We start from the raw sequence: 18,511 nt of genomic DNA, 5'->3' as shown, positions 1-18,511 counted from the left end.
ATGGCATGGCTTATTTCTGTTTATTCATTAAGGTGGCGCCACCGAGGTCACCCATGGAGGCCTTTTGAAGGTCGGTCCATAATGTTCCGGGTCCGGCATGCAGGATGTTGATGCGCAAGTCCGGTTTCAGTGATCCGGCGAATTCCCACATCGTGAAGGCCACGGGATCCCCGAACGCCAAGGTCTTCATCTGGGACCCGCGGGCACGCTGGGCTTCAACGACTTGCATGGAGTCAGCCGCCGCTTTGCCAAGCGTACGGACCTTGCTGGCGCGGAAGCCAGCGGTCTCCTTGTCGATCTGCGACATCAACCGGAGTGTTTCCGCCTGAATCTCGGCAACCTGCTTATCCTGATCGGCGGCAATTTCCGCCTTTAACTTCTGCGTCTCCTGAGCCACCTGGGCACGACGTTGATCAATCAGTGACATTTCCGTATTCAATTCACCCTGTTTTTTAGCGGTATTTTGCCGTTCCTTATTTGTTAGATCCTGCTCCATAGCCACGCTGGCCTTTTGAATCGGATCCAGGATCTGCATAGGCACCTCCACATGCCGGATCAACGCGTTGTGAGTAATGATCTTTTTCTCGCTCAGCGTTTTGGACAATGCCTCGGTCATATCCATTTGGAATTTTTCGCGTCCCTCACCGACGATAAAATCTTTCGCCCGGTATTCGGAGCCCTTGTTCCGTGAGATCGACAGGATTTGAGGCATGATGATTTTGTCGATTACGGCAGGGAGGTCACCATAACTGCGATAGAGCCAGGCAATGTTTTCCGGCAGCAGTTCAAACTCAACCGTCATGTCGAGACTGATCAAAAAGCCGTCACGTGAAGGAAATGAGACATATTCATTGAGGACATGAATCCCCTCGGCGGGTTGCTGCTGAGCGGGGGCGGAGCGCTTCGCCTCTGCCGAAAGTGCCCGTTGAGCCACTTGAGCTTCAGCCTGTTGATAATAATCCCGGCGCTTGGCGGCCTGCTTCTCAAGCATCTTGTCCTGCAACACATCCATGGCGGCATTTTGAGCCTCGATTTGTCCCTTGGTGATAACGGTGCTGCCTTCTTTGCCAAGCAGGGAGACCTGATTTACACCGATTTCGACAATATTGATTTGGAATTCCTTGGGGTTGATATAATACAACCCCGGCTGAAGAATATCCGATCGGACCCCTTTTTCGCCCGAAACGGCAAAGGCGCCATCCGGGGCCTGACGACCGGATAGGGACGTAATAATCCCGACATAACCAATGGGGATCACCACCGCATCTTCAATTGTGATCTCATACCCATAGGGATTGAGCCGATAGGTTCCGGGCCCAAGAACGCGGCGCCAGATTCCCTTTTGATTTTCATTGGCCAGGAACTCCCCTTGCGGCAATTCGGCGCCGACTTTGGCGGTAACGACCCCGATTTTTCCCGGCATGATCGTAATCACCGGCATAATAATCCGATCATACTCATAGGGATTCCTGAAATGGCGACCTTCCCCCAGTACCTCCTCCAGGATACCCATTTGCCCCTTTTTGGCCAGAATCTCGCCTGGGGGCAACGCATCGCCCACCTTGGCGGTGATGACGGCCATTTGCTCCGGGCCGACATAGAACCGACAGAAGCCCCATTCCCATACGAATACAAAAAACAGAACAATACCGAGTGCAGCGACAATCATCGGGGTGAGTGACTTCATTATTTGACCTCCTTGACAGTGGGAAGATAGGGCTGGAAGAGGGCACCAAGCCCATCCCCTTGATCCGTACTCAAGATCGAGTCGATCCGGGGGCCAACCTTTTTATAAAATGTATAACGAGCAAAGTTTAATCCATTGCTGAAGGCCTGCACCTGACTGGCCATCACGCTTGCTTCCGCGGTATTTTGCATATTCAGCACGGAGGCTTCGGCCTCGGCCTTGAGCATAATCGCCTGGGCCTGGGCCGCAGCGGCTTCGTTGTCGATTTTCGCAACCTCCAACTCCTGGTTGGCTTTGACGACAAGAACGGCTTGTCCCTGTTGGGCCCCGATGACAGCGCGGATACGGGTCGTGTCGGCTACCACCTTTTCACCGCTTTGCTGGGCCAGCATCTCCTGCTTAACCAGTTCGGCCTTTGATTTCGCCTGGCCGATTTCCTGGTCATATTTCCGGCTTTCCTGAACAGCCACTTCACGATCACGGATGATACTGGAGATCTGCTCGGGGGGGCTGATGTTGCGGATCAGTACTGATTTGATCGAGATGCCCCAGCTTTCACACGTTGTCTGAAGATGGTGTTCCAGGTCTTTCTGGAATTGCTGGCGCGTTTCTCCGACAATGAAGGTCGTTGCGGGATGTTTACTTCCCTCAATGCGGCTGAACCCGCGGGCACGCGGCAGAATGATCTTTTTGATGATATCATTCATATCCCCGACCCGGTGGGTCAGCAGGGCCGCCTTCTCGCCGATGATCGCGAACTCAATGGTCCCCTCGACATCTACCCCAAACCCATCCATGGTCAGGAAACTGATGACGTCGGCGCCGCTCATCTCGAAACGCTGGCTTTGCAGGTTCACCTCGGCCACGCTCACCACATAGGGGTTGAGGTAGTAGGTCCCGGCATCCAGAATATCCGGAAGAATCCCTTTCATTGAACTACTGACGAGAAACCCGTTCGGCTTGTTGGAGGAGGCGACGCTTAACACGTCATCCCCGATCAGGGAGTTCACCACCCCCGCATACCCCGGGCGGATTTTGATCGCGTTAAAAATATCGATCCGGTAGGCGTACGGGTTGATTCGATATTTGCCGGGGCTTAAGACGTCCCGCACGATCCCTTTCTGGCCGGGGCCGGCAATGATCTGGTTCGGCGGGAGATCGCTTCCGTACAGCCGGGTGAGTACGCCTAATTTACCTGCAGGGATATCCGTGATCTTGTATATCCGCCAGTCCCAGGAATAGGGGTTGCGGAAATAGCGCCCCTCCGAAAGGACGTCCAGCTGGATCCCTTTCTGGTTTTCATTTTCTGCAAGGATCTGCCCCGTGGGCAGATTCTCACCCGTCTTATGAATCAGGATGGCAATTTCGCCGCTGTCCGGCTCAATTCGGCAAAAGTACCAATAGAAGATCGCCGCCCCCATCAGAAGGCCCATCGCGAAAATCGGAACGAATGCGGCACGCATCAGCGAAAACGAAGGGCTATTTTCAGTCATTCTCATCATAGTTACCTCTATTCTTTCAATTGGGCGGAGTTTAGAGGCCTTTATGTGAAGCGTCAATTCAAGTTCTGCTCATAAAACCTTGCCTTCAGACAAGAGGCTGGGGCATTCTGACTCTCTGGAAGGGTGATGATATGTCAAAACAGCGGCTGGATATAATGCTTGTTGAACGAGGGCTCGCCGAGAGCCGGGAAAAGGCCCAACGCCTGATTCTGGCCGGGGCCGTGCGCGTGAACGGGCAGGTTGCGGATAAAGCCGGTCGCCCCTGCGCCGAGGACGCTCAGGTTGAGGTAACGGCCAGCGATAAATTTGTCAGTCGCGGGGGTGGGAAACTGGATGCGGCTTTTGAGGCGTTCCATCTGGACGTAACGGCCCGGGTTTGTGCGGATATTGGAGCCTCCACCGGAGGCTTTACTGACTGTCTGCTCCAGCATGGGGCGGCGCGCGTCTATGCCGTGGATGTCGGCAAAGGGCAACTTGACTGGCGGCTCCGCAATGACCCGCGGGTCATCGTGAAGGAAGAGCTCAATGCCCGCTATCTCTCTGAGCGCGATATCCCGGAACCTTTTCAGTTCGCGGTGATCGACGTCTCATTCATCTCCTTGACCCTGATTCTGCCGCCTGTTACAAAACTGATAGCGCTGGGCGGCCAGATCGTCTCACTGATCAAGCCACAGTTTGAGGCGGGCCGGGAGAATGTCGGGAAGGGCGGGGTGGTGCGGGATCCGGCGGTTCATGAATCCGTGATCGCGCAGGTCCGCCAGTTTGGCACACAGAGTCTGGCGCTGGAATGGCTGGGGTTATGCGAGTCGCCATTGCGAGGTCCGGCCGGGAATATTGAGTTTCTGGCCTGGTGGAGGAAATTATGAAAATTCTCGGCGTCATTGCGAATTGTGCAAAAGAAAAAGCTCCGGCGGTCCTGGCACGCCTTCGCCTGAAAGCGGAAACATTAGGAGTGCGACTGTTGCCCGATTCGGCTACGGCCAAGTTGATGGACGTGACCTCTGCCGCCACTCCTCTCGATGTGGCTCAACAGGCGGATACGTTGATGGTGCTGGGCGGTGATGGCTCCATGTTGCGCGCCGTCCGGGATCTGGATGGCCGCGACATCCCCCTGATCGGAGTCAACCTCGGGGCATTGGGGTTCATGACGAGTGTCCCGGAAGATGAACTTGAGCGGGCGCTGGAGTGTCTCGTTCAGAATCAATACACCACCTCATTGCGGTTGATGTTGGATGCGTCGCTCTGTCGCAAGGGCCAGTCTATTGGTCGCTATCGCGCCCTGAATGACGTGCTTATGACCTGCGGGGCCCGGGTGGGCACCCTGCGCATGACGGTTGATGGCCAGGATGTTGGCGATTTTGTCTGTGACGGTTTGATTGTTTCGACTCCTACCGGAAGTACGGGCCACTCCCTGTCGGCGGGGGGGCCGGTTCTGCTGCCCACCGCCCCGGCGGTGGTCGTGTCCCTGATTTGTCCCCATACCTTAAGCACGCGCCCCCTGGTCATTCCTTGTGACGCGACCATTGAAATCAAGGTGGTCGAGCGTGCGGTGGCAGCGATGCTGGCCGTGGATGGCCAGGTTGGGCAGCCACTTGAAATCGGTGACGTCGTCCGCGTCAGCCAAAGCCCGCATCGCGTCCGGTTCATCCATTTACCCGGGTATGATTATTTTTCCGTCTTGCGCCAGAAACTGCACTGGCGGGGCACAAACGTGTGACGTTAGACGTTACCCCAGCAAGCGTCGGCCTTCGGTCTGTGCAGATTCGTAGACAACCCTGACCGGGACATGATGCGTGACGGCGGCCTTGGCGCAATCCTCATATTCCGGCGAAGCGGTTACGGGGGTTCCATGCCAGCGCCCGATCTTAATCTGGATCGGGCCATAGGCGGTGGTCACCGTTGCAAACTCCCGCTCAAGCATGGTGCGCCGCGTCAGATGTTCGCGGACTCCAAAGGTCGTGCTCTCCGTAAAAATCAAATCCAGCATGACCGGCTTAAGTTCGGGGGCGCAAAGTACGGTTAAGAGGGTGGCGGGCCTCTGCTTCTTCATCTGAATGGCCGACGTAAACGCATCGTACGCACCTACGGACATAAGCTTCTGGACCAGGGAGCCCACCAGTTCAGGCGTGGTATCGTCAACGTTGGTCTCCAGGACCAGGCATAGGTCCGGGTCCGTGCCCTTGACGGGCGGGGCTTCCAACAAGGTGCCTCGCAATAGATTGGGCCGCTGGTCAAGGGTGCGCTGGCCGAAGCCATGCCCCACCGCCTTGATCAGCCAGCCTTCCGGCCAGCTCTTCAGATTGCGCCAGGTTGTCAACAGGGCCGCACCGGTCGGGGTCACCAGTTCATGCGGCTCATCGGTATGGGTGACGGCAAAGCCTTTGAGAAGTTCGACGGTGCCGGGGGCGGGATTCGGGAAAATGCCATGAGCACAGGTAATGGTCCCGTACCCCTGCGGCAACGGAGAACAGCCGACGTGGTCAACCTGCAGCAGATGCAATCCGAGACAAGCGCCGACGATGTCCGCGATGGCATCCAGGGCACCTACCTCATGGAAATGAACTTGTTCAGGTGTTTTTCCATGAACCCGCGCTTCAGCTTCCGCCAGCCGCTGAAAGACGGCGATACTCTTTTTCTTAACATCCGGCGGCAGGACGGCCGCCTCGATCATGGCCTGGATTTCAAGGAGTCCCCGGTGCGGGGCATGGTGGGGCGCGTGATGGGAATGCCCGTGAGAGTGGGGCGCGTGATGCTCGTGGGCATGCACGGTGATTTGAGAGCCATGCATGCCGTGCGAGGCGTGTTGCCGGGCCTCAATGGAGATATGAAAATCTCCCAGCGAGGCCAGGGCCTCATTCAAATCGGAGGGACGCACCCCTAGATCAATCAGCGTCGACAGGATCATGTCGCCGCTTGCCCCGCCCACACTGTCGAACCATAATACGCGTTTCATTTTTCCTTGTTAATCATGGCGGCTGCCACACCGGCGCCGAATCCATTATCGATGTTGACGACAGTAATTCCCGGAACACAACTGTTCAGCATGGCCAGCAACGCGGTGATCCCGCCCATACTGGTGCCATAGCCGATACTGGTGGGAACCGCAATAATGGGACAGCTGGTGAGGCCGCCAACCACCGAAGGGAGCGCGCCTTCCATCCCGGCCACCACAATCATCACGCGCGCCTTTCTCATCACCGGCAGGTGGTGGAGCAGGCGGTGCAGCCCCGCCACCCCGACATCGTAGACGCGTTCAACCTTGGCTCCCATGGTTTCAGCCACCAGGGCGGCTTCCTCCGCAACCGGGATATCCGTGGTCCCTGCGGAAAGCACCACGACACATCCTTTGGGACGTGGACGCGGCGTGACATCCAACGTCAGCACCCGGGCCGCTTCATGGTAACGGAGGTTCGGGAATTCCGCCTTTACGACGGCCACCTGTTCTTTTGAGACCCGTGTCGCCAGACAATTCTGGCCGGCCTCGGCCAGGGCAGAAACTATTTTCAGCAATTGCTCCGGCGTTTTCCCCTGTCCGAATATCACCTCGGGGAATCCGCGGCGACGGAGGCGGTCCATATCCAGCCGTGCACACCCGATGTTTTTTTCGCGCAATCCTTCAATCTGACGGAGCGCTTTTGCGGTCGACAGTTTCCCTTCCGCAACAGAATTCAAGATGTCTTTTACAGTCATGGGTAAACAATGAAAGAGAGTGCTGAGGGAATCAAGCAGGAAATCGGCGAAGAATCCCGTACTGCGTGTCCCGTTGGGCAGGTATCAGGCCGGTTTGGGCGATCAGGGCAACGACCAGATCCGGAGCGACGGCGTAGGCCGTTCCGGTGGCGCGGACCACCTGTTCATCCATGAGCACACCGCCAAAGTCATCGGCCCCGAAAACGAGCGCCAGTTGGGCCAGATCAGGTCCTTCCGTCACCCAGCCGGCCTGCACATGCGTAATGTTGTCGAGCACCAATCGGGCCAGCGCAACCATGCGCAGGTAGTCCGGTCCGGTGGCCGGGTGCTGGATCAGCTGGGTTTTATTGGGTTGGAAGCTCCATGGAATAAAAGCGGTGAAGCCACCTGTTTTGTCCTGCAGGGTGCGCAGCCGAATCAGATGTTCCACCCGTTGGGCAGGGGTTTCCCCGAGCCCATACACCATGGTGGCCGTAGTCTTCATCCCCAGTTCCTGTGCAATCTCCATGACCGTCAGCCATTCGTCGGTCGTGATCTTACGGGGACTGACCTGCTGACGCACTTCATCCACTAGGATTTCTGCACCGCCCCCCGGTAGGGAATCAAGGCCCGCCCGCCGCAATCGCGCCACTGTCTCGCGCAGGGTTAACCCGCTTTTCCGGGCGAGAAAGGTGATCTCGGCGGGGGAGAGCGAATGGATGCAAACATGGACGTGTTGCTTGATGGCGGTGAACAAACGCTCGTAAAACTCCAGATTGAGGTCGGGATTCAAACCGCCTTGGATCAGTACCTGGGTTGCCCCGCGCTCAACCGACTCAATCACCTGCTTCAGGATGTCGTCGGCAGAGAGGCAGAAGCCCCCTGCGGCCCCGGGCGCGACATGGAAGGCACAAAATTTACACCCGGCCTCACAGACATTCGTGCTGGACAGATTACGGTCGATGACAAAGGTCCCCAGGTTTCCGGGAACCGCCTGCAAGCGACGCCGATGAGCCAACGTACCAAGTTGGCCCAACTCGGCTTCAGCCAGAAGCGCCACCGCCTCCGGGGCCGAGAGTCGCTCGTTATTACAGGCTTTCCTGAGCGCGGTGGTCAACAGTGGGGAGGGGGCCGGCGGCTCGGCCGGAATCGCCATCGCAGGTGGTGAGGCACAATCCGCCGCTTCGTAACGGCTGTTTACCAGACGGGGACTGAGGCCGAGTTGGCTGATGAACGACACCATTTCACCGGTTGATCCGAAGCGTTGTCCGGTGGGGGCGCCTGCGGCCTTGGCAATCCGTTCGTCCAGACTGGTTCCGCCGACATCATCCACCCCGCCCTCAAGCAATACCTGAAGCAACTTGCGATCAACATAGTTCACCAGCATCCGGATGTGTGGCACATTGTCCAGAAACAGCCGGGAAATCGCGACCACGCGAGCGACCGTGTAGCCGCCGGGGCCGCGGGCAACCGAGAGGCGGGTGCCCTGGGGCTGAAAGGGCAGGGGGATAAAGGCTTTAAACCCGCCCGTGACATCCTGTAAGTCCCGCAGCCGGGTGAGGTGATCGATAATGTCTTCGGCGGCTTCCAGATGCCCGAAGAGCATGGTGGCATTACTGGGGAGTCCGAGGCCGTGGGCTTGGCGGTGAACCGATAGCCAGTCCTCCGCGGAAATCTTTTTTGAGCAGACCCGGTCGCGTACGGAGGCATTGAAAATTTCCGCCCCACCGCCGGGGATAGCGGCGAGACCGGCCGCTTGCAGGCGCTGCAGAACGGTTGCGACCGGCAACTTGGATCGGTTGGCCAAGGAACGGATTTCCACGGCGGTCAGGCCCTGGACAAGAACCGAGGGCATGATTTCGCGGGCCAGCCGGAACAAGGATTCATAATACTCAAGCCCGACCGCCTCCTGAAGTCCACCGACAATGTGCAGATCCGTCAGGCCCATATCACGGGCAGCGAGGAGCCGGTCACGGGCCTGGTCCAAGGTCAGGACATAGGCGTCGGCGGCATCGGGCTCGCGCCAAAAAGCGCACAGTTCACAGCGGTTTTCACAGACGTTGGTCGGGTTGAGATTCAGGCTGTGGGTAAAGCAGGTGACCGGCCCATGCATCTGGTGGCGCATCAGATTGGCACGGCCCATGAGTTCAGCCGTATCGCCATGGCGCAGAAGATCCAAAGCATCGGCGGAGGATAGGCGGGGCCGCTTCATCGTCATGTGAGCGGGTGAAGTCATTTCATTGCGATAGGGATTAAAACTTCATTCCTCCGGAGAAACCAGAGTGTGAACGGCGGATTGTAGCGGGCCCAGACAGGTTCGCCTGTGGCGGTAAACCCTTTTTTCAGGATCCAGGAGTCCAACTGTTCCTTATTTTCCAGATACCGTTCCTGGCTCCAGGTTCCGCTATAACGGATGACCGCCATGCGACGGGCAGGAACCTCCCGTACGCTCAGCGTCGGGTCGGTCGGCAGGGGCAGTGTTTGCAAGGTATAGTTCGCCGGCATCATGAAGCTGACGGCCCAACCGCCTTGGGCCGCCTGCTGCCCCACAGGCGCCGTCATGGCAATTTTCCCGCCACGGGCCTCCTGGGCGACCGGGGCGGTCATCGCAATGCTGTTATTGGATACATTATTTCCAGAGATGTAGCGGAACAGCTTCCTGAAAGCCAGATTCCCGGCGTCTTCCAGGGAACTATCCACAATGGTTTCGACCAGAAGATGGCGCTCATAGTCGCGGATTTCGAACGCGCCGGACTTTTCCACTAAAGTGTATTTTGCTTCTTCAGTTGCCATCGCGCCCACCGCTCCCAGCAGCACGATCACCGCTGCCATGATTTGTTTTAAAAACGGGTTCATAGTTCGCTCCTTATCCTGCATCTCATCGTACTCATGAACTGATGCGCTGACAAGCCGGATTGAGCCATCCCCCTACAACCTTTTAGTCCGTTGGCCGGATCCCTTTGCATCCGGGGTACCCGGTGCATCCCCAGAACTCGGCCCCGGCATTTTTTCCCTGACGGGCCATTCGCAGGGTCATTAGTTTGTTGCAAAGGGGGCAGTGTTTTATCAGATCTGACGGATCCGACCGATCTGTCGGATTTTTTCGAGCCCGCTCCCGCTCCGCGAGCCGGGCGACCGCCAGTTGCTCGCTATAGCCTCCACCTTTGATAAAGGCTTTCTCCAAGGCGATAAGTTGCTGGTCCATCAGATAGTTGGCCTGGTGGATCAGGCAGATCAGGGTATTCGCCACAATAGCAGGCTCCTTGTGTTCAAGCCAGTGGGCATAGAGAGCCCAACGGGATTTATCGCCCACATCCGTCGGATCGGTCAGATCCGGCCGATCTGACTTTCTGCCAAGGCTGCGCACTTCTAAGGCCGCAGGGTCGTCTTTTGGCCACTGTCGCAGTTTTCTCTGCCGCAGGTAATCTTCGTAGTCCAGCAGCAGTTCGTCCAAACTGCTGCGCGCCACGTTGGTCAGGTGGGTTTCCGTCTTGCTACTGGTGGCGCCCGCACGGCTGCCTTCCGCGATGTTCTGCCGCCCGCTCCGTGCGGCCTGCACCATCTGGTCATGCGTTCGTGAGCGTTTGTCAATAAACCGGTCGCAAAAAGAGGCCGTGGCATCGTAGATGAGTGTGGCCACCTGAAAACTGCGCAACTCGCGGTAACCACCACTGGGGCGCAGGCGGCGATTCTTGCTTTCTCTATCCGTCGGATCCGACCGACCTGCCGGATCACTTTCTTTCTCGCTGCTCATTTAGCTATATATAGACTAAATTAGCATATCTCCGCCAGCATATTCCTGAACAGCTCCATGGCCTGTCGCTCCCGGGGGCCAAGCTCGTAGTAAATGCACTCAGTGAAATATTCAAGACAGGTGGCTTCGCTTAATCCCAGTTTGACCGCCTGTTGCCTCGCGATCTCGGGGATGGCGGCTATTCCCGCTTGACTGGCCCTTTGGATCACTCCGGTCAAAGCTGCCGGATCAGGATGATCACGGCGTACGGCCCAGACCGCAAACACGAAGGGCAGGCCTGTCATTTGATTCCAGGCGGTTGCCAGATCGTAATCTCCGCCCGGGCCGGAACTTTCGCAGAGGGCCCGGTCGCCAATTACCACCGCCGCGTCGGCTTCATTCGAATTCACTACAATCTGGATATCGCGCTTCCAATGGCGCTTCAGCAGGATCTGCGCCAGAGCGTTCGAAGTCCGAGACGCCGGATCAAGGCACACGGTTCGGACCTGGTCAAGCGGCCGGTTACACCGCAGCACTACACTGCGCACTTTTTGGCCGGCACAAATCCCAGTCCCTTCAAGCGCGCTCAGGGTCGGATTGGCAAACAAGGCGGCGACCGGGATTAAGGCGGCATCGATCTCGCCGCTCAGGAGCGGAGTCAATAGTTGCGACGGGGTATTGAGAACCACCCGGGAACCCGGACTGACGGTGGGAATGAATTGTGCCAGCGGCACCGAGTTGGCGTATTCCGGCGCAGCAAAGACATAGTGCCCCGGCGCCCGCGCAGTGAAGAGGGTCACAAAGCCGCCGGTCAGGGGGGCATGACGGGCCTGGACAAATCCGGCGTTGGTCATCTCGGACACAATCGCGTCAGGCGGCGGGAAATGCTCGATCGAGTCGGCTAGGTAGCGGTACGCGCTGCCTTGGGACAGAAGGGCCCCCAAAAACGGGATGACCTGTTGGGTATGAAAATGATGAACCAGACGCGGCAAGGCCGCTACGGGCTTGGTGAGTTCCAGGATGACCACGGTACCGCCAGGGCGAAGAACTCGCCGCATTTCCTGAAAGGCTTTTGAGCGGTCATCGATATTCCTCAGGCAGAAGGCGCTGACAATGCCATGAAAGGCGGCGTCGCCAAACACCAGCGCGGTGGCATCTCCCGTTTGATAGGTTGCCCGGCTCTGCAGGCCGGCTGCGCGGGTTTTCTTTTCGGCGATTTCAATCATGGGCCGGGAAAGGTCAATGCCGGTCAGACGGGCGGTCGGATACTCGCGAAGCACGGCAATGGCCACATCACCCGTGCCGCACCCGATATCCAGAAAGTCACGCACAGCTTCTTGGGGGCCTTTCACACAAAGGCTTTTGACGGCACGCCGGCGCCAGATACGGTGCAGCCCCAAAGACATCAAGGCATTCAGGAGATCATAACGCCGGGCAATGCCGTCGAACATCCGGCGGTTGTCCTCTGGCGGGATGAGTGCGTCACGGGCCGGACTGGTCATCGGGTTCGCTCCGGCAAGTTGTAGCTGGCCCAGTTCTCGTTCACCCGGCGTTCGTGATCCGGATCAAAGGCGACTGGCTGGCGATAACCGGGTTTCCAGGTCGCATCGATCGCGATGGGGAACTGCAGCACCAGCCGGTTCCCGACGATTTCACGCCGCGCGGGATGGAGGTCAAGCAGGGGATCGAATCGTGTAAACCAACCCCACAGGATCATGCGCAAATCGTTCAGGGGCACATCGGGGGAAACGAGTACATGGAAGAGATAGGGGCCGGTGGCCGGGTGTGTTGACAGGGCCTCACGAATCGCCGGCTTATCGGCTTCAGGTGGGACTTGAACGACCAGAAAGGCTTCGCCGACGGCCACCATCGCCAGAATTTGGGGGTGAACCGCAGCCGGAGCGGGCGGGGGCGGTGGGGGCTGCAGCCGGAGGGGCGGGCGATTCCCCCGGGTTCCCAACAGGATCAATTTGCTGCCGGTGTTCATGGACGGCCCGGTAAAGTCCAAAGTATCTTGCGCGGTGGGGGCCAGCAGATGGATCCCCTGGTGGGCGTCGAGCGTTTGCCACAGGGCGTGGCTGACCTGCCTGAAGTCCCTGACATTGACGTCGTGATCAACCACCATCATGATTTTGGTGAGGGAGAGTTGACCTTCGCCCATCAGGCCAAGGGCGTGCTTGAGCGCTTCTTGTCCATACCGCTCCTTGACAGCGGCAATCGCCAGGGGGTGGAATCCGGTTTCCGGATAGGCCCACAGATCACTAATGGCCGGGCGGATGAGCTTCAAGAGTGGGAGAGTCATTTCCTGGAGCGCCTCACCAATGTAGTAATCTTCCTGAGGCGGCTTACCCACCACGGTGGCGGGATAGATGGCATCTTTGCGCGCCAGCATGCGATCCACACGGAATACCGGAAACGGGGCACTGTGGGAATAATGGCCCAGATGGTCGCCAAAAGGACCTTCCTGGCGCATATCCCCGGGCGTCACGCTGCCTTCAAGCACGAACTCGGCGTTGGCCGGAATCCGGTGCCCCGTACCGGCCCGCTTGATGACATCGAGCGGGTGGCCCATGAGCAAGGCCGCGAGCAACCGTTCATCGATGCCTTCGGGCAGCGGGGTGATGGCGGCAATGGTCAGTGCCGGCGAACCACCCAGAATGACGCTGATGGGCAGCGATTCCCCGCGGTCAGCGGCCATTTGAAAATGGAAGCCGCCTCCTTTTTCGATTTGCCAATGCATGCCGGTGCTGGTGGCATCATAACGCTGAAGGCGGTAGATGCCGAGATTGCCGGCTCCGGTGCGCGGGTCAACCGTATGCACCAGTGGCAAGGTGAAAAAAGGACCGCCATCCAGCGGCCAGCAGGTCAGACAAGGCAATAGATCCAGTCGGGCCGGGCTGTAGCATTGCTCCAGGATGGGGCCGCGCCGTACCGTTCGCATACGGGCCTGCGCCACCTTCCAGAGCTTGCGGCGTTCTGTCCACACTGCTGACAGGGTGGGAGGCATGAAGCGCTCGGCAAGTCGTACCAGATCTTCGCCAATCGCGCCGGGATGGCGTCCAAACGCCAGCTCCACCCGTTCCGGTGTTCCGTAGAGGTTGGACACCAGGCGGTAAGGGGAGCCTTTGACGCGCTCAAATAAAACGGCCGGCCCCTGTTCGGCGAGAAGCCGGTGCTGGATGATGGAAATTTCCTGATCAGGATCGACCTCGGTCGTAACCCGGGCGAGTTGACCACTGGCCTCCAATTGGTTGATGAAACTGCGGAGATCAAGGGCGCTCACGAGATGCTCTCCCAATTCGAGGGGGCCGGGTGCCCCAACACGGCCAGGACGCGATCCACATAAAGCTCGAGCAGCTCAGCCATGGTGACCTGCCGGGGATCTTTGCCGGCCAGCTGATAAAATGGCGGGGAGAGGGGCATGATCACGCCACCGGCGCCTGACACCGTGGCGGCATTCTGAAGATCGATCTGGGTCCAGGGCGATTCGCGCACACAAAGCACCAGTTTGCGCTGTTCCTTCAGGTGACAGTGCGCGGCTCGGGAAATCAAGGTATCGGCGATGCCGTGCGCTACCTTCGCCAGCGTATTGGTGGAGCAGGGGAGAATGACCATCCCTGCGGTAGGAACCGACCCCGATGAGCCGGGCGCCGCCAGATCGGCATCGTCAAAGACCCGGGCCGCCATGGCGGCCAGTTTGGCGAAATCCCCGCACTCGCGCTCATAAACGTTACGGCCCCAAGCGCTGGCAACTAATGCGACCGGCCACGGCGACTTCTTGATCAGAAGCTCCGCCGCATAAGACCCCGTCGCTCCACTCACAGCCAGTAATAGGTTCATAGTTATCCCGCGCTTGACGTTTCACATCTTACGTCTCACTTCTTACAACATGGCGATCATCGCGCCGGCAATCCCGGCAATGGCGGATACCGGGAAGAATCTAACATGAAGCGGTAATTTTGGATAGTAGGCGAGAGTCAATGTCCCGACGGTGACAGCCAGCGCGAGCCCCGAGGCAAGGCCGGCCCCCACCAATACCCAGAGTTGAACGGCCGCGGCGGCCGCAACCAGATGGGTGAGCGCGGCCATCCATTGAGCGCCGGTACTGCCCAGCGCGGCGGGAAGACTGTGAACGCCTGTTTCCCGGTCCGCCTTCAAGTCCTGCAGGGCGTAAATGATGTCAAACCCGCTGATCCAGCAGAAGGTAAACAGGGCCAGCATGAGCGTCGCCCCATCGATGGCCGTGGACCCGGTGACGGCCACGTAGGCCCCCAGTGGCCCTAACGCCAGACAGACGCCGATCCCGTAGTGACAGAGGTTGCTGAAGCGCTTCAGCATTGAGTATGTAATCAACACCAGGGCCGGGATCGGGGACAGTTTCAGGCATAAGGGGCCCAGTGCCGCGCAGGCGGCAAGGTAGACGATCAGGCCGGTCGCCGCGACCGTCCAGGCGTGACCGGAAGAAAGTTTTCCGCTCGGCAGTTCACGGCTTGCCGTACGGGGATTGAGCTGATCGATATGACGGTCCAGAATCCGGTTCATTGCCATGCCTAAAGCCCTGGCGCCGACTCCCGCCAGCATGACCAGCAGCAGTGGCCGAAGCCCCGGCCATTGCCGTCCCGCGCCGAGCCAGGCACCGGCCAGTATCAGCGGGATGCTGAAAATGGTGTGCTCGATTTTGACAAAGTTAAACAGCCGTGACATCAGGTTTCCGCCAGGATGGGCCAGATGATACTCCAGTCCGGCGATCACTTCCTCCGCCAGAATGGTGGAGACGCGTGTAAGGTTGAGATGCAACTCCTCGTGGCCTGCGTCATCCGCCCGGTCGCTGACGACTTTCAGCAACTGAAAGGGCACGCCGTGTTGCTTGCAAACCCGCACAATGTCGTACCCTTCCATATCGACCATATCGGCATGGGCGGCCAGAATTGTGCGGCCTTCTCCCCCGAAGACCGGTTCGCTGACGGATGCCAGCCGGGCGGGCGGAAGGGATTTCCAGAGCGACTCAGTGGCGAGTGGCAGGGAGGGGGGCGCTGGATTTTTCAGAAGGGCATCGCCCTGAATGATCTCGGTGATGTGACACATATGCCCGGGCTCAACCGCAGGCGTCAGGGCTCCACAGATTCCGACATTAAGAATGTGACGGGCACCCCGGGCCTGAATGGCGTAGTCCGCTGCGGCGGCGGCCTGTTGGGGCCCAATTCCGGTGATAATCACCAGCCCGCCCGGCCGACGGCCTCTGGCTTCAAAACTGTAAGTCTCAAAGGTCTGCGGGAGAGCCGCCGTGAGGGGCACTCCCCCCGTGGCGGACCGCAACAGGTTATGCTGGAGATCGCGCTCCTGATGCTCGTCTCCAGACGCACTGAGCCGCTTTTCGGCGTGAAGCCGATCGAGCAGCGGTTGCGCCTCACTAAGCGTGGCAAGAAGAATGGCAATCATGGAATCACCCCCGCCTGGCGCGCCATGGATGCCAACACGGCAATTGCCTTGTGCCCTGCTTCTCCGAGATCAACGGAGAAGTCAGTAACAAACATGTCGATATGTTTTTTCATGACCGTGGCATCCATTTCCCGGGCATGCTCGCGGACATACCTGGCGGACTCCTCGGGATGAGCGCGGGAGTGGATGATCGATTTCCTCAGCAAGGCTTCGAATTCGGTAATGACGGTATCGCCCAGGGTCTTGCGGGCGACGATACAGCCCAGGGGAATGGGCTGCCCGGTCTCCTGCTCCCACCATTGCCCGAGATCCTGAACACAGAAGAGGCCGGCTTGCTGGTAAACGAAACGTGATTCATGGATGAGAATGCCGCAATCAACCTCTCCGGCGCGCAGTAGTTCCATCACGCGGTCATAGGAAGTGAACATCTTTTGGCGGGCCTCAGGCGCCCAGAGTCGCAACAGCAGGTGCGCGGTGGTCAATTCGCCGGGCACGGCAATCCGGTAGCGGGCGATATCGGCAGGCGCTATGGGGATACGCGACACAAGCAAAGGCCCGCACCCGAACCCGAGTGCAGCTCCGGCGTTTAGGAGCTGATAGTGCTCCTGTACCAGCAGGTAAGTGTGAAAGGAAATTTTGGTGATGTCGTAGGCAGTGCTGAGCGCCAGACGGTTCAGGGTCTCGACATCATGAAGATGGGTGGACACCGCGAAACCATGGCGCTCCAATAGTCCAGTCGCGATGTCATGAAACATCGATGTATCATTCGGACAAGGAGAGTAGCCCATACTGAGGTTCATAACGAGGAATCCACCTTCACTCCTTCGGCCAGCAGGGGAGGGCCTTGAGAATGGCCAGCTCCTTGTCGAGGCGCGGGGCTCCCCAGGCGAGCTCGCGGGCCATAATTACCGCCACGTTCATCAGCGCGGCTTTAGATGGCCGGCCGGCTGAACCCAGGTCGGTTCTGCGAAGCACCACATCGGTCATGGTGTGAGCCATCTCTTCACGCAGGGCAAAAATAACTTCAGCGCCGGTGACGCAGGTGCCTTCCCCAAGGGGACGTAACCAGAGCGGATTGGTGGAACCTACACGCACCACTTCCCGGTAGCCGGTGCCGTAGTTGCCGACCAGGTGCCTGGCCGTGACTTCAGGAAGTCCCGCCTGTATGGCCTCGTTGATCAATGCCGCGACATCAGGGATGTCACCGCCCGGCAAAGGACGGGTGGCAGGGCTCGACGGGCAATTGGGCTGCCCCAGCCTGGCATTCAAACTGGCCAGGGTGCGTTGCGCCACATCGCGGGCGGTGGTCCATTTCACTCCGAGCACGGAGATCAGTCCCTTGACCTTGTCGGAGACTTCATGATCCATAATCTGAAAATGATTCAGGAGGCTGGGTTCGCCATCGGGTGCCACTTCCTTGTCTTCGGCCGGCATCACACCCGCTTGGATGAAGGCAATATCCTCAGGTTTAAGCAGAGCGGCGGGATAGGCCAGATTCAGGTTATCAATGAATGACTGAATGTCCTCGGGCGTAATGGTGAGTTGGTTGGGACTGCCGGTATGGGGACGCAAATAGGTGCCCACCATAGTGCGATCCCGCCAGGGCACGAAAAAGAAAAGTCGTCCCTTTTTCCAGCCTTCCTTGAACGCCATCAACCCGACGGCATGGCTGGCGATCAATTGTCTGCGCAAGACCACATTCATGGCGACAGCGCAGCGGTAGGCCGGAGCGGTCACCTTCTCGTCAAGCAGGCCCAGGGTTTCTTTGACCCAGGGGCCGGTATTGTTCACCGTCACCTTGGCCCGGATGGATAGGGGCTGGTTGGTGATCCGATCGATGGCGGTGACGCCGGTCACGTCGCGACCACTCTTCAGAAAGCCCGTGGCTTCGACATAATTGGCGACCGTCGCGCCCGCATCAACGGCTGAGGCAACAAATGCCAGGCTGAGTCGTTCCGTATTGCCGGTTATGGCATCGTGCCAGAGGGCGCACCCGTTGTAGCGGGGATCATCCAGCTGCGGCGCAATGGCCAACCACTCAGCGCGGGACCCCACGCGTCCACCAGGAATGGTTTTTTCAGGAGGCAGTCCCTCGTTCCGGTCCCGGCTGAGGAAATCATAGGCCAAGAGGCCGCAGAATAGGGCCGCTTTGCTTTTCATCCCATACCCCCAGGTCGGCATGGCACAGGGAAGGGGATTCACGAGGTGGGGTGCCAGTTGGAGTAGAGTGCGCCGCTCGATGACCGACTGCCGCACACGCGGCAGGTTGGCCTGTTGCAGGTAGCGGATACCGCCATGGAGGATCTTGAGGCTGTTTGCGGAGGTGGCGGACCCGAAATCCGATTTTTCGATCAAGGCGACCGAGCGTCCCGCCAGGGCCGCCTCCCGAGCCAGGGTAACCCCATGGATGCCGCCCCCGATGATTAAAATATCAAACTCACGCCCCGTAAGGCCTGCAATATCCCTATTCATTAGTAACTC

At 58.7% G+C, this 18,511-nt stretch carries 15 protein-coding genes; 2 read left to right on the top strand and 13 right to left on the bottom strand.

What is annotated here, in order from left to right:
- Positions 1–10: 10 nt before the first annotated feature.
- The gene (locus WCS52_14880) at positions 11–1,687 is read right to left on the bottom strand and encodes an SPFH domain-containing protein (protein ID MEI6168464.1); all 1,677 of its coding nucleotides are present in this window, start codon (positions 1,685–1,687) and stop codon (positions 11–13) included.
- Positions 1,687–3,189: an SPFH domain-containing protein gene (locus WCS52_14875; GenBank protein ID MEI6168463.1), complete on the bottom strand. Its 1,503-nt coding sequence runs from the start codon at positions 3,187–3,189 to the stop codon at positions 1,687–1,689. Before WCS52_14875 ends, WCS52_14880 begins: the two co-directional genes overlap by 1 nt.
- A 131-nt stretch (positions 3,190–3,320) precedes the next feature.
- Here WCS52_14875 and WCS52_14870 point away from each other — a divergent pair, with 131 nt between their 5' ends.
- On the top strand, positions 3,321–4,055 hold the full coding sequence (locus tag WCS52_14870) for a TlyA family RNA methyltransferase (protein ID MEI6168462.1): 735 nt from the start codon (positions 3,321–3,323) through the stop codon (positions 4,053–4,055).
- Positions 4,052–4,906 (top strand): NAD(+)/NADH kinase, encoded by an 855-nt coding sequence (locus tag WCS52_14865; GenBank protein ID MEI6168461.1) that lies wholly within the window; start codon positions 4,052–4,054, stop codon positions 4,904–4,906. The genes WCS52_14870 and WCS52_14865 overlap by 4 nt, the downstream gene beginning before the upstream one ends.
- A gap of 9 nt (positions 4,907–4,915) precedes the next feature.
- Here the strand turns inward: WCS52_14865 and larC are convergent, their stop codons facing one another.
- From larC to WCS52_14810, 11 genes are all read right to left on the bottom strand, one after another.
- Positions 4,916–6,142, bottom strand: coding sequence for a nickel pincer cofactor biosynthesis protein LarC (larC, locus tag WCS52_14860; GenBank protein ID MEI6168460.1), 1,227 nt, complete (start codon positions 6,140–6,142; stop codon positions 4,916–4,918).
- Positions 6,139–6,879: a nickel pincer cofactor biosynthesis protein LarB gene (gene larB, locus WCS52_14855; protein MEI6168459.1), complete on the bottom strand. Its 741-nt coding sequence runs from the start codon at positions 6,877–6,879 to the stop codon at positions 6,139–6,141. The genes larC and larB overlap by 4 nt, the downstream gene beginning before the upstream one ends.
- A gap of 31 nt (positions 6,880–6,910) precedes the next feature.
- Entirely contained in the window at positions 6,911–9,094 is a 2,184-nt protein-coding gene (gene mqnC / locus WCS52_14850; GenBank protein MEI6168458.1) for a cyclic dehypoxanthinyl futalosine synthase, read from the bottom strand.
- A complete protein-coding gene (locus WCS52_14845; protein ID MEI6168457.1) occupies positions 9,091–9,714 on the bottom strand; it encodes a heme-binding protein in 624 nt (207 codons plus the stop codon). The genes mqnC and WCS52_14845 overlap by 4 nt, the downstream gene beginning before the upstream one ends.
- A gap of 82 nt (positions 9,715–9,796) precedes the next feature.
- Entirely contained in the window at positions 9,797–10,612 is an 816-nt protein-coding gene (locus WCS52_14840) for a four helix bundle suffix domain-containing protein (protein MEI6168456.1), read from the bottom strand.
- 20 nt (positions 10,613–10,632) lie between these two features.
- The gene (locus WCS52_14835) at positions 10,633–12,093 is read right to left on the bottom strand and encodes a ubiquinone/menaquinone biosynthesis methyltransferase (GenBank protein ID MEI6168455.1); all 1,461 of its coding nucleotides are present in this window, start codon (positions 12,091–12,093) and stop codon (positions 10,633–10,635) included.
- Positions 12,090–13,874: a UbiD family decarboxylase gene (locus WCS52_14830; protein MEI6168454.1), complete on the bottom strand. Its 1,785-nt coding sequence runs from the start codon at positions 13,872–13,874 to the stop codon at positions 12,090–12,092. Before WCS52_14830 ends, WCS52_14835 begins: the two co-directional genes overlap by 4 nt.
- Positions 13,871–14,431, bottom strand: a complete 561-nt coding sequence (locus WCS52_14825; GenBank protein ID MEI6168453.1) for a UbiX family flavin prenyltransferase — start codon at positions 14,429–14,431, stop codon at positions 13,871–13,873. The genes WCS52_14830 and WCS52_14825 overlap by 4 nt, the downstream gene beginning before the upstream one ends.
- Before the next feature lie 42 nt (positions 14,432–14,473).
- Positions 14,474–16,030, bottom strand: a complete 1,557-nt coding sequence (locus WCS52_14820) for a UbiA-like polyprenyltransferase (GenBank protein ID MEI6168452.1) — start codon at positions 16,028–16,030, stop codon at positions 14,474–14,476.
- Positions 16,027–16,818: a 1,4-dihydroxy-6-naphthoate synthase gene (locus WCS52_14815; protein MEI6168451.1), complete on the bottom strand. Its 792-nt coding sequence runs from the start codon at positions 16,816–16,818 to the stop codon at positions 16,027–16,029. The genes WCS52_14820 and WCS52_14815 overlap by 4 nt, the downstream gene beginning before the upstream one ends.
- 28 nt (positions 16,819–16,846) lie before the next feature.
- The gene (locus tag WCS52_14810; protein ID MEI6168450.1) at positions 16,847–18,502 is read right to left on the bottom strand and encodes a glycerol-3-phosphate dehydrogenase/oxidase; all 1,656 of its coding nucleotides are present in this window, start codon (positions 18,500–18,502) and stop codon (positions 16,847–16,849) included.
- Positions 18,503–18,511 lie beyond the last annotated feature (9 nt).

The sequence above is a fragment of the bacterium genome, from assembly GCA_037128595.1.
GTDB lineage: Bacteria > Verrucomicrobiota > Kiritimatiellia > CAIKKV01 > CAITUY01 > JAABPW01.
Note: the sequence above shows the minus strand (reverse complement) of the source record. Positions and strands in the feature narration are given on the sequence as shown.